This window comes from Actinomadura fibrosa, assembly GCF_900659615.1.
GTDB classification, from domain to species: domain Bacteria; phylum Actinomycetota; class Actinomycetes; order Streptosporangiales; family Streptosporangiaceae; genus Spirillospora; species Spirillospora fibrosa.
This window is the reverse complement of sequence record NZ_CAACUY010000003.1, coordinates 147675-161072: the sequence shown is the minus strand read 5'-3', so window position 1 is coordinate 161072 and position 13398 is coordinate 147675. Positions and strand designations below refer to the sequence as shown.

The window sequence follows — 13398 nt, the reverse complement described above, 5'->3', positions numbered from 1 at the left end:
CGGCGGTGAACCAGCCGGGACAACGCCGCCAACCACAGCCGGTCGCCGTGATCCCACTGCGGCCGACCGCCCAGCTGACGACGCAGCACCTGGTTCTCATGCCGCAGCACAAGCAACTCGACGTCCTTGGACGGATCCGACCGAACCAGCACCGCCAACAAGCCGAACAGACACCTCACCAACCGGTACAGCAACGACAGCAGCACCTCGAGATGGTCCCAGCCAGATACGTGATCCCGTAACGAGACCCCAGGTCACAGCATGAATCGAGTTTCCGAGCGGCACAGGAAATCGACTCACTCGGGACCATTACTCGCATCATCGGTAAGCAGTTCAAGCCTGAGCGACTCAGGAGCATCTTGCAGAAGCCCGTCGGCCAGCCTCCTGTCCTTCGAGGAAGGATGCTGTTTCAGAGCCCACTTGAGCAGCGCCGAAGCGTTCGGTGAGCGATAGAACTCGCCCTTATCCACGACATCGTCTACAGGCGCCGCCTTGAACCTCCGCCACTCTTGCATCGCAGTGGCAGGATCATGCAACGACTCGACCAGTTCCACGTCATCGTGTCGCGCGCTCAATCGCATGCGACCACTCCTGGTATAACCGAGCACGACTGCTCGAACCTGCTCCCCTATCGCCGGCCAGACAGCGTCCGGCATCGGAGACTTCGCCATATCTGCCCTATCGATAAATCCGTTGTGGGCCGAGTCCATTGTCCGAACGATCAGCCCGTAGTGCTCATGACCGACGACTGAACAGGCGACCAGCGTGTACTTCGGCAGTTCACTACTCATCAAGGTACGCTTCCCGGAGTCCACGGCTCCCTCGGGAACTGGTTGAACTCGTGCATGAGTTCTCGTCTAATCAGGTACTCGATCTGTTCTTCGGTCAGCCCTTCCCAAATCTCGATATTATGCTCTTCGAGCCATTTTGAGGGAACTCTGACCAAGAAGCCTTGGCCGTGACTACCGCTGTGCGTCGTCGCGAAGTCATTTACCCTCGCCTCGTTACCGAAGTGTGCTGCACCGGTGAGTTCCTCGCCACTCTCACTCAAAGAAGGGAAATGGCTGGGATTCAGCCCTTCGTCAAGCTCGCTCGAACCTCTCTCTATCGGGGAGATGCGGTAGAGATTCGTCGTCTTGCAATTGTGGACGAGGACCGGGGTGGCGCCCGCTCCTACATAGTACGTGTGGAGGTCGGTGATCGTGAGGTTGTGGACGCGCTGGTCGTGGGCCGTCCAGTGGCGAATGGCTGCGATCTGGACGAAAGTGCCCGCGCTGGTGCGGAGCCACATGCCCGGCTTTAGCTGGCCGGCGTCGACCCATCTGTGGGCGTTCTCGACCCAGAAGGGGTGGCCGTCGGTGGCGGTCACGGTGCCGGTCTTGTTGCCGTGGGCGCCGTCGGTATCGACTGTGATCTTGACGAGGGCCTTCTTGCCGTGCCCGGAGATGAGGGCTGTGACGCTTTCACTGTGCGTCTTGCCCGTCTTGGGGTCGGTGGCCTGGACCTTGTCGCCTACCTTGACTTGCTCGATGGGTTTGTAGGTGCCGTCGGCCATCAGGACGCCGGTGCCGGCGACGAAGCTGTTCTTGGCGACGCAGGCCCGTGCGCCCTTGAACAGCCATTTGCCGCCCTTGGCCGCGCCTTCTTCGCCGACGACTTTGGCGGCACCGGAGCCGCCGGCCACGAGGCTGATGGCGTCCCAGACGTAGCCGCCTGTCTTGAACCAGCCGGAGTCGGGGTCCAGGCCGACCGGTTTGGCGATCGCCTCCTTGACGCCGGGGATCATCAGGATCGGGCCGAGCGGCGTCACTTCCAAAGCGCCCAGCGTCAAGCCCATGAGGAACTCGTCCAGTTGGCGTACGGCCTCGAACCAGGAGAACTTGCCTTGGCCGCCGTGGCCCCAGCCACCTGAGCCCTTGCCTTGGTCGCCGGAGCCCTTCTTGCCGGAGCCTGAGGATCCTCCCGAGCCCCCACCTGCGTTCCCGGCCGGGGTGCGGCCGGGGTCTCTCGGAGCGCCGCCGGCTCCTGGCTGGGCCTGGGCGGCGGGGCCTTGGTCTGCCACGACGTCGCCCGCATCGTGGACGGCCCGGCGCCTGATGTCCTGCTGGGAGTCGGTGGTGTCGCGGATGACGTCGCGGTTGACGCCGGTCCTGCCCGGAGCCTTGCCGGGGAATGGCGCGATGTTGTCGTTCGGGTCGCCGTAGCCGGGCTGGCGAAGCTTCTGCGGGAGCGGCATGGCGTCTTCCTGCGCGTTGCGACGCTCCCGGCGTTTGGCTCGGTCCGTCCTCTCCTTCTGGGCTCGGCGGCGGGCCGCCTCCTGGTCGGCTCGGGACGGACCTCGGCCCGGCGCGGTCGCCTGGCCGCCGCCACCGTTTCCTGCGCCGCTTCCGCCGCCGGAGCCACCGCTGCCGGGGCGGCCTCCGGAAGGCGGCAGGTAGTCGCGTGAGCTGTTGCTGCAGCCGCCCGCGGAGGAGAGGACATGGCTGTTCCTGCCACCGCCTCCGCCGCTGCCACCAGAGCAGGCGCCCGTGCCGCTTCCGCTGTTACTGCACGGGCTGTGGCTTGTGCTGGCCAGTTTCCAGCAGGGGACGTGGCCGGTGGGATCGGTGACGTCGAGGGGGGCGCCGGCACCGTAGGTGTAGGGATTGGCGCTCACCGAGGAGGCCGTCGGGTCGAGGCTCCAGGTGTCGCGGCTGTTGAACGCGCCGGTGGACGGGTCGTACCAGCGCGCTGCCATGTTGACTTGGCCGGAGTCGGGGTCGGTGTAGTCGCCCTGGAATCCGATGCCGGTCTTGGTGCCGGTGCTGGCGGTCGGGTTCCCGAAGGGGTCGTAGGCGGTGGAGTCGGTGAGGGAGGTGAGGGCGGTGTTGGGGTCGAAGGCGCCGATGACGTCGTCGTGTTTGTCGGTCAGGGTGATGCGTTTGGTCAGCCCCTGGGCGGTGGCGAGGGGTTCGTCGGACGGGCCTCGGGCGTAGCGGGTGGTGCCGTCGAAGACCGGGTCGGTGCCGAGGCCCGCATAGGTGAAGGCAGTGCCGTTGCGGGTGGCGAGGCGGTCCAGGCCGTCGTAGGTGTAGCTGATCTGGCCGGCAGTGAGAAGCCGGTCGAAGGCGTCGAAGTCGTACGCGGTCGTGGTGCCGTTGCCGGTCTTGGAGGAGACGGTGCCGCGTGCGGTGTAGGTGTAGGTGTTCGAGCCGTCGGTGAGGCGGCGGTTGCGCTCGTCGAAGGTCGCCGGCACACCGCCCGCCTTGGTGCGGTTGCCGGAGTCGTCCCATTCGTAGGCGGTGGTCGTGGTGCCGTTCGTCCAGGACGTCAGGCGGCCAGCGTCGTCGTAACCGTAGGTCTGCTGGCCGGCGTCGGCCGTTCCGGTGGTGGTCTCGCCGGTGGTGCGGTCGTTGTCGTCGTAGGTGTAAGCGGCTGAGGCGACGACCGTGCCCTGATCGTTCTTGAGGGTGTCGGTGGACAGCCGTCCGAGGTCGTCGTAGTCGGCGGTCCGGACGCGTCCCGCACCGTAGTCGATCTTGTTGGGCTGTCCGGCGATGTTGTAGTCGAGCGTGCGGGTGGCACCGGTGATGCCGTCCTGGACGGTCTTGAGTCGGCCGTCGAGGTAGCCGAAGTTCGTGGTGCCGGCCGCGTCGGTGCGGGTGGTCGCCTGGCCGTCGCCGTTGTAGCCCCAGTTCGCCGTCCCCGACGGGCCGTCCGCTGAGAGGAGCAGGCCGCGGTCGTTGTAGTCGAAGGTGTTGGTTCCCGATCCCGCGTTGACCTTGGTGAGGCGGCCGCCGGCGTCGTAGCCGAAGGTGTGCTCGGTGGTCGGGGACGGGGTGCCGGATCCGGTTTCGGTCAGGACGCGACCGGCGGCGTCGTAGCCGCGTTCGCGCACGACGCCTCCCGGCGCGGTGATCTTGACGCGGTTTTCCGCCTCGTCGTAGCCGCTGGTCCAGGTGCGCTGTGCCGGATCGGGCTGGGCGGACGTGGCCGGTTCCACGATCGACTCGGGCAGGCCGAGGGAGTTGAAGGTGTAGAGGGTGGCGTTGCCGCGGCCGTCGGTGAACCGGCTCCGGTTCCCCGCGGCGTCATAGCCGAACGTCGTGGTGATCGTTTTGGTGGCACTCACCGGCTCGACCTGCTTGACCAGGCGGTTCAAGGCGTCGTAGCCGAAGGTCTTGGTGTGGTGGAGCGGGTCGGTGACGCCGGTGAGGTTGCCCGCGGCGTCGTAGCCGAAGCCGGTGCGGCGCAGTTCGGTGCCGTTCGGCCTGAGGTCGGAGGCGCTCGCCAGTCGTCCGAGCGCGTCGTAGTCGAGCTTGCTGGAGCGACCGAGACCGTCGCTGGTGCGGATCCGGCGTCCGAAGCCGTCGTAGCCGTACTGGGACGTGGTGCCCGCTGGATCGACCGTCTTGGTCAGTTGATCGAGGGTGTCGTAGGTCCCGGTCGTCTTGGCGCCGCTCGGCGCGGTGGTGGTGAGGAGGTTGCCGGCGTCGTCGTAGGTGTAGCGGGTGGTGAAGGCGGCGGGTGCCGGAACTCTCTCCAGTTCGGTCGACGTGACGACCCTGCCCAGGTCGTCGTAGGTGGCTTCGGTTCGGGCTCCGTTGGGATCGGTCGTCGACAGCAGTTCGCCGGTGCGGGTGTAGGTGTACTGCCACTTGGCGCGGTCGTCGTTGGTCTTGGACGGCGCGTCAAGGGTCCGGAGGCGGCTCAATCGGTCATAGGTGTAGCGGGTGTCGTTCTGCCGCGGGTCGGTGACCCTTTCGATTCGCCCGAGGGGGTCGTAGTAGGTCGTGGTGGTCGGTGTCAGGGCCGTGGTGGAGCCTGGCGGGGTGTAGGACGGCTGGATCTGCTTGACGGGCTGGCCGAGGCGGTCGTACTCGGTGCGGGTGATGGCGCCGCGCGGATCCTTGACCTCGGTCGGCTCGTCGAAGCCGTCGAAACCCGTGACCGTTTCGGGCCTGGTCGTCGTCGGTGTGGAGCCACCGGATTCGGTGGCGACCGGCGGGGACGTCACCGCGGTCTGCCGGCCGATCTCGTCGTAGCGGTAGCCGGTGGTGAAGGCGGCCTTGTCGGCACCGTCGAGATTGCCGCGCGGGTCGGTCATCGAGGTGAGCAGGTCGCGTTGATCGTAGGTGAAGGACGTGACCAGTGCGGTGGTGCCGTCGCTGACGGTCTGCTTGGTGAGGCGACCTGGGGTGTCGTACCCGTAGGTGACGGTCTCGCCGATGGCGGGCATGGCCCAGGGCACGTTGGACGGCGAGCCGACACGAGTCTGCTGGGTGATGTTGCCGCCGGCGTCGTACTGGTAGGTCACGCGGCGCGCCAGCCCGTTGGGATCGAGCGTCGAGGACTGCAAGCGCCCTACGTTGTCGTAGACGTTCTGGAGAGTGGTGCGGCCGTTCGCGGTGACCTGTTTGATGGGGTTGCCGGCGCCGTCGTACTCGTTGCTGGACAGGACGATGTCGCGTTTGGTGCCGTCGGGGTTCTGAAAGTCCTTCAGTGTGGCGGTCTTGGGCAGGTCGTCGCCGTAGTAGGTGTACTCGGTGCGGTGCCCCATGGCGTCGGTGGTGGAGGCCAGCCGTCCGGCGTAGTCGTAGGTGTTCGCTTGGACGACGAGGTGGTCGCCGGTGCCGGGTGCGCCGCCGGGGTCGCCGTCGAAGTCGCGCAAGCGGACTTCGGCCAGCATGTTGCGGGCGGTGTAGGCGTATTCGTACCGGTTGTCGGCCGCGTCGACCATCGCCACGATGTTGCCGAAGGGGTCGTGGTCGTAGCCCGTCTCGTGGCCGTAAGCGTCGGTGACGCGTTCGAGCTGGTTGTGGTCGTCGTAGTCGTAGGTGGTGACGCGTGGGTCTCCGCCTGCGATGACGTCGGAGACTTGCGTCTTGCTCGGGTTGCCGTCGGTGTCATAGGTGTAGTCGGTGCGCTGCTGCTGGGCGGCGCCGGTGACAGCGTTGGTCGTGGCGGGTTCGGTGGTGCTGGTCAGGTTCGACTGGCCGTCGTAGCCGTAGTAAGTGGTGGTCCCGCTCGGGAAGGCATCGGAGACCTCGGTTTCGGACTTCCGGCGTCCGATGGCGTCGTAGGTGTAGTTGGTGACCAGCCCTGAGGGATCGGTCACCTGCATCAGGTCGCCGGTGCTGTTGTAGCCGTACTTGGTGATGGCGCCGCGCGGGTCGGTCTCGGTATAGACGAGGCCGGAGGGCATGACGCCGCCGCCGATCGCCTGCTCGGCGCCGCTGGTGTAGGTGTACTTGAGCGAGCCGCCGCCTTCGGGATTCGTCTGGGTGAGGACGCTGCCGGCGGTGGTGTAGGTGTAGCTGGTCTTGTACCGGTTGTCGGTGGCGCTGGTGGAGCGGCCGTCGCGAAACTCGATGGGCAGGTCGTTGCGCGGGTCGGCGGGATTGGTGACGGTCGGGTAGGTGTAGCGGGCGGTGTAGCAGACGTCCTTGGCCCGGCAGGCGGTACGGGTCAGAATGTTGCCGCGGCCGTCATAGGTGAAGGTGACCGCGTTGCCGTTCTCGTCTGTGATCTTGGTCGGGTTGCCGCGGTCGTCGTAGTCGAAGGTGCGCATCCCCATTCCGTCGGCGATGACGTAGATGAAGTCCGGGACATCGCCGCTGTTGCCCGGCAGCGTGGTGCAGAAGCTCGGATCACCCGGGTCAGGGGTGGTGCACACGTAGGTCGGGGACGGGGATGGTGTCTGTGTCGGAGTGGGTTGAGGTCTGTCTTCGTCGCGGACGTCCAGCCCCATCGGGATGCCGACCCGGATGGTATGTCCGGTGAGGGCGTCGGCCTCGTACAGGTAGGGCCGGTCGGCGGGGTCGCGGACCTCGACGGCGCGGCGCAGATCGGTGTCGCCGCCGTAGACCGCAGGAGTCTTGATCTTCCAGGTGCCGCCGTTGGTGTCGGTGTACTCGGACACCCGGTCCTGTCCGACGTCGTAGGAGGTCTCTGTAGCGACCTTGCCGGACGGGAGGGTCACCGTGGTGAGCTGGTCGGCGGCCTTGCCGGCCTGGGCGTAGTGCGCGGCGACCTGGACCGGGCCGAGCGGGTGGTGGTAGACGGCGACCTCGTCGATGGTGCCGGTGTAGTAGCGCCGCGACCCCGTACCCCAGTTCGGCCAGGACGCCGGGGTGGTGGCGTAGGCGGCGCCCAGTTGGTTGTAGGTCAGGGCCAGGTGATTGGGCGTCTGACCGGTGAGGGTGCCGACGGACTTGCCGTCCAGGTAGAGGGTCTGGGTGGAGCCCATCGCCGACAGCACCGCGTGGTGCCATTTGCCGTCGTTGACCGTGGTCGGTGAGGCGATCGGGGAGATGGTGCCGCCGCTGTAGAACTGACCGTACAGCTTGCCGTCGAGGCCGGTGTACAGGGTCGGGACGCCGATTGTCGGGGTGCCGTCCACGGCTTTGTCCTGGTAGCCGAGCAGCGGCCCGCCCGATGCGGTGGCGACGTTCTTGAACCACACCTCCACCGCCAGGTCCCGGCTCTGCTTCAGGGCACCGTTCGGCAGCGCCACTTGCGACGAGGTGCCGTTGAAGGTGGTGGCGGTGTCAGTGGTGCCGGTCAGCGCACCGGCCGCGCCCTGGGTGGTGTTCTTGTAGGTCGCGGCGTCCTTGCCGAGGTTCACCGCGACCTGGCTGCCCGCGCTGGCGCCCTCGCTCTCCCCCAGCCGCCAGTAGGACTCGGGCCGGTCGTCCATCACCGCAGTCCGGTAGTGGGAGCCCGGGCCGTAGGCGTAACTGGTGCATCGGGATTCCGGTCCGCATACTTTGGTGAGCAGGTCACCGGTGTAGGTGTAGTTCCACGTCAGAGCCGTGCCGTCCACAGGCGCGGTGCTGACCGAGGCGACACGCGCACCGGACCAGGTGAACGACAGATACCTGCCGCCGGCGGCGGTCGCTTTGGACAGCTTGCCGCTCAGGGGGTCGTAGGTCAGGGTGATGGCGTGCTTGGCGGCGTCGGCGATGCTGATGACGCGGCCGTTGCCGAAGGTGAAGACGTTCCCGGCGCGGTCGGTCAGCGTCCACGTGCTCGACGACACCGTCAGCGTCGCCTGCCGGCCCGGCGGCGGGACGTAGGTCCCGTCCGGGTTCTTGCCGAAGCGGACCTGCTGCCCGTCGGGATAGCTGATCACCACGTTGCCCGAGCCGTCGCCGTCCTCGGACAGGCGCATGTCGAACTGGGTGGACCATCCGGCGCCGAAGGGTGAGTCGCGACGGGGATCCAGACTGTTGTAGGTGCGCCGCACACTCAGGTCCGGGCCGACCGAAGCGACCGAGGCGTCGGTCGCCGAGGTGGAGTAGTTGCCCGACTGCGGGTCGAACTCGCGGTCCTGTCCATGGGTGAGCTGACTGGTGAGCTCGGGCTGCGGGACGGCGGTCTGCAGCATCACCCGCGGAGAGGGGACCTCATTACCGGTGTCCTTGACGAAGACCCGCCACAGATAGGTCTTGTTCCACGACAACTTCCCGGTCGGAACCGTCCAGGCGTAGGTGGGGACGTAACCGGAGTCGAAGCAGTTCACCGCGCTGCCGTCGGCGGCCTTCTCGCAGACCTCGTACTTGTAGCTCAGCGACGACCCGGTCGGGGCGTCCAAATCCACCGCCGTCGCCCATAGCTGCGGGGTCAGCGTGGGTGCCTGATAGCCGTTGGGGGGAGACAGCTCCTGGATCACGGGCGCGATGTCGATGATCTTGATGCGCAGCCGGGCCGGAGGCACCTGCTCGTCGGTGAACACCGGGCCGCCGGCGTGGGCCATCGTGAAGTCGATCGAGTACGTCCCCGGTGGCAGCGCCTTGATCGTCGCGTCGAGTGTCGCTTTGGCGCCGCGGGCCACGTTGGCCGTCAGGTTCGCCGAACGCTGCTGGGTGACGAGCTTGCCCTTGGCGTTGTAGACCCGGTAGGCCAGGTAGTAGGTGCTGGGTGTCCAGGTCTCGGCGCCGGTGTTGGTGACACTGACCTTGACCTTGCCGTTCTGCGCCTGGGTGACCGGCGGGTTGGGCACCGGATTGGTGATCGCGTACGAGGCGTTGTACGGGCTGTGGGTGACGATCAGCCGCGGCGGATTGTCGGTGTCATGGCCGGTGAAGACTCGGGCGCCCAGATCGTCGGCCGACTCGTCGCGCACCGACAGCCCGTAGTTGGCCTGGGTGCCGTTCACCCACCGCTGGATCAGATCGCGGCCGCCCTTGCCCAGGTTGAAGGTGACCGCCTTGGTGGGGCACTGCGACTTGGTCGCGCCGAGTTCGATGTGCCCGTAGGAGAACGACGTCCGCGCGATCGCGCTCCCCACCGACGGGCCGGGGTAGGAGAAGCCGGACTGTCCCTGCCATGCCTGGGTGACCGGGCGGACGCTCGCCGGCCGAGACCGGCACGTGCCGGAGTCGTAGTTGACCATCCACAGCGACGCCCCGAAGATCCTGTGGTTCTTCAGCCGGTCGTCCAGGTTCGGGAAGCCCAGATAGGCGGCCGAGTGGGAGCCGATCGCCAGGTCCTGGCCACCGCCGACCTGCCCGGAGTCGGTGACGGTCATGCTGGTGCCCGCCGTGTTGATCTCCACGCTCGGATCGACCTTGATCGGGAAGGCACGCGCCGGATCGGCCAGCCAGCCGCGGTCCAGATCGACGCGCAGCGCCGGGACCCCGTCCGCCGTCACCAGGCTGTAGGTCACGCTGGTGGAGGTGGCCGGTCGGGCCGCCGAGTCGTTCATGAACCCGGCCGGGACCAACGCCTTCGTGTGCCCGGCTGCGTCGGTGAACACGACGTGGCCGTCCGCGACCTTGACGGACAGGCCCTTCAAAGCGAGCGGAAAGGTGAACGTCGTGGGCGCCTTGGCCGACCGCAGGACGAGGGTCTCCTTCACGCCACCCGACCCGAGGTCGAGTGTCAGGTCGGTGTCCTGCCAGGTACCGGGATAGGTGACTCCGCGCTCGTGTGCTCGCCCGGGAACCGCCGCGGCGCCTTGCAGGCCGTACCCGACTTCCTGACCCGCTCCGAGCGCCATCCGCACCGTCTGCGCGCCGCCGGTCTGGGCCGCGAGCCGGATGTCCACCGAGTCGGCGGCGTTGCGCCAGCCTTGCGTCGCCGCAGCCCCGGTTGTCGGGCTCACTGGGACGAGCCGGGTGTCGACCGGCGCCCACGAACCGTCCGGGCGCCGGTAGTTCACCGGGCGGACCGAGACTTCGGTCGACTGCGTTCCATCGGCATTCGCATAGGTACGGGCGTAGGCGTCGCGCCGGTCGGGAAGCTCTCGGCTGGACTGGGAATCGAAGCCTCTGACCGGAGTTTCGTCGGGTACCGGGGACTTCTCGACGGTCGCGGTGTTCTGCGGCGGCCTCGGCGACTTGTTGGACGCCTGAAGCGGGTACCGCGCACGCAGGCTCGTCGGCTGCCCGGTGTTCCGCGTGGTTCCCTCGACGTGCGCGCGGTTCTCCGTGGCCGAACCCCATCGCTGCTTGGGGCCGTGCGGGCTCGGTGAACTGCCGAGCCCGGCGAGCGTCCCCACCGCGCCGTCCTGGATGTTCGCGATGAGCGACAGCACCACCGCCACGACGATGAGCCTGTAGACGGTGGCGGACCGTCCACCCCGCAGGGCGCCCACACTGAGCACCGGGACCGAGACGAGACGCCCGGGTAGAGAATCCGCGCGTTGCCGTGCTCGCTCAACGGTGAAGGATCGACGCGACCGCATCATGCCCAACTCCCGACCGCCACGCGACACCGGTCCGCCGTGGCTTCGTCCGAGGTCCTGCCGCACTGATTCGTGCACGCCTGCCGGCGAAGGCCGCCTCCAGGACGGCCTCCGCGCGTCTCAGCGGGTGCTCGGTGGCTTAGGCAACGTGTGGACGGTGAACGTCGGAGCCGCGGCCGCTGAACGCGCCGCCGCGTCGGTATTCAGGAGACCGATCACGGACTGCTGGCTTGCGGTCCGATACGTGAACGCCCAACTGTCGCCATCGCTGCGCGTGTAGGTGAAAGCGGTGGGATCGGTGGCGGCGGAGGGAGCGCTCGCGTTCAGGGCGCTGATCCAATCCCTCCAGGTTCCAGCCCCTTGGACCGTCTCACCCGTGCTGTAGATCCGGTCGTCGGTGCCGCGGACCAGTACCTCGGTCCGGCCGGTCGCCGGGCTCAGGACCGCCGTCGGCGATCCGGCAGCGAGTTGGTCGCCGACCTGGTCCCATGCGGCGGGCCAGGCACCGGAGCCGTCCTGCTTCTTGGTCATGATGTGTCCGTCGGCCGACCGCACCAAGACGCGCAGGAAGCTGCCGGGGTAGAACACCACCGCGGCCGTCCCGGCGAAGCCGGGACCGCTGATCGCGGTGCAGCCGGACACGATTCCGCGGGCGTACAGAGCGGTCCGCCACACACCGGAGGTGTCCAGGAAGAACAGCTTGACCCCGCTTGACACCGGCACCGCCACCGGTGTGCTCGCCGTGGACAGGCCGGTCACTCCCAGGTTGATCCAGCCGGTGTAGGTTCCGTTCGGGGCATATTGCGGTAGTGCCCACAGCGTTCCGGCCGAGTCGACCGCGAAGGCCACCAGCGTGTCATCCTGTCTGGCTACCGTGACGTGCGAGGCCATCGGCTTGTCGACGTTCACCCACGATCCCCACGTCGCCGGATCACGTGAGGTCTGCGTCAATGTCCAGACGTTGCCGGAGACGTTGTGCGCCAGCAGTTGCAACCGTCCGTCGGCCTGCTCGGCCAGCGCCGGCTTGCCCGTGTACGCCTCGGTCCCCTGCACCGCCGTCCACTGCGTCGACCCCAGCGCGGTCGGATTGACGACGCCGTGCCTCAACTGACCGATGGCGTCGGTGTAGGCCAACTGGATCAAGCGCTCGGATCCGCCACTCGTGGCTGAGGCCTGCATCACCGCGGTAGGCGAGTCACCCTCGAATGGCACAGTTCGAGCCGACGCCGGGGAGACCGCAGCCGCTGTGGAGCAGCCGGTGGGCGTGGGTGTGAAGTAGGCGAACACATCCACCGATACCGAGACCGCCGAATCCCCCGAGTTGTGGAGGACCACCTTGCCGTCGGCGCCGAGCTTGGCCGCGATGAACCCCGCATTGTAGACATTCGGGGTGGGGTAGCCGACCGTCCATGCGCCCGCACCGGAATCACCGGATGGACGCCCTTGGACCACGCCATTGTCGGCGCTCTTGACGGTGACGTTCATTCCAACGGCCGGCACACCGGACGCCGGGACTCCGCCATTTCCCAGGGGTGCCACCGTGTAATCGGCGTTAGCAGCGATCGAGTGCTCGCTGACGATACGAGTCGGCTGGACCGGGTGCGTCAATGAAGCCGTCACGGCCGCGTTCTTCGAGGCGTAATAGCCCGAGACGTACACCCAGGCAGTCGCCGCGACCGTCCCGTTGTTGGCGATCGTCACCTTGCCATCGGACCCGACGCCCGACAGCACGAGGTTGTCCAGGTAATTGCCCGCCCGCAGCGACAGGCTGGTGTCATCCGGCTTGCTCGCACCCGACGGGTAGGCGGTCAGCGATGTCGCCGCGCTGGCCGAACCGACCAGGGTGAACACCAGATGCGAGACACCCGCGGACGGCACACCGCCAACGCCGGTAGCGGCGAAGCTATAGGAGCCACCTGCCGGGACACTGACCGCGTTGACCGTCCGGCTCGGGCTGACACCAACGTAGGTTGAGCCCGGTGCCGAGCCGGCCGCAGTCAGGGTGTAGCCGTGCACCGTCGCATAAACCCGCACTGAGGTCGCCGGGCCCGTGTTGGCCAGCTTGATCTTGCCGTCCGCGCCGACCTTGACCAGCAGCAGGTCACCGTTGTAGCCGTCGGTCACGTACCGCGCGCCGCTCACCACCGGCTGCGCGGCCCCGGACGGGTAGGCGATCACTCCACCGGCCCCGTCGCTGCCCTTGGTGGCCAGGTTCAACCAGACCGAGTCCACGCCCGAAGCCGGGATACCCCCGACACCGGTCACATCGAGCGTCGCCGTCGCCCCCTTGGCGATATCGACATAGTTCGGGAACGGGTAGCGCAGTCCATAAAACTGACCCGCTGCCGCAGGCGTTTCCGGAACGGCAGCATCAGCCGTTCGGATTTCCACTGCCGACGCCATTCCCAACACCATCACTAGGACAGCGGCAAGCCAACAACGAACACCACGGCCTTGCATGAACGGCCTCCCGCCGCCGATTCATCGCGGTGGACACCGCGGCGTGATCATGACCACGCGGACACAAGATCTCCCAGCGAACGGCTCCATACAACGTCCTGACCACATCAGGTCAAGGAGTACGAAACCGGCATCTGACCCGTTACCTCGCCACTTTGAATAAGAGTTGGTGGGTTCCACGTGAACTGCCATGGAATGCAAGGTTAACGGGATCAAAATGGGTTGCCGATGCCTGCGGGAACATCGCCCGGCGCGCCTTCAACCACCCC

General features: G+C 67.2%; 4 protein-coding genes. All 4 read right to left on the bottom strand.

What is annotated here, in order from left to right; all coding sequences use genetic code 11:
* On the bottom strand, positions 1–206 hold a 206-nt coding region (locus E1300_RS02490; protein ID WP_207399435.1), incomplete at its 3' end, for a hypothetical protein.
* A 90-nt stretch (positions 207–296) separates the two neighbouring features.
* A complete protein-coding gene (locus E1300_RS02485) occupies positions 297–791 on the bottom strand; it encodes a hypothetical protein (protein ID WP_131755195.1) in 495 nt (164 codons plus the stop codon).
* Positions 791–10588 (bottom strand): polymorphic toxin-type HINT domain-containing protein, encoded by a 9798-nt coding sequence (locus E1300_RS02480; protein WP_165502643.1) that lies wholly within the window; start codon positions 10586–10588, stop codon positions 791–793. The genes E1300_RS02485 and E1300_RS02480 overlap by 1 nt, the downstream gene beginning before the upstream one ends.
* A 201-nt stretch (positions 10589–10789) precedes the next feature.
* A complete protein-coding gene (locus E1300_RS02475) occupies positions 10790–13072 on the bottom strand; it encodes a DUF8189 domain-containing protein (protein ID WP_131755193.1) in 2283 nt (760 codons plus the stop codon).
* Positions 13073–13398: the final 326 nt, after the last annotated feature.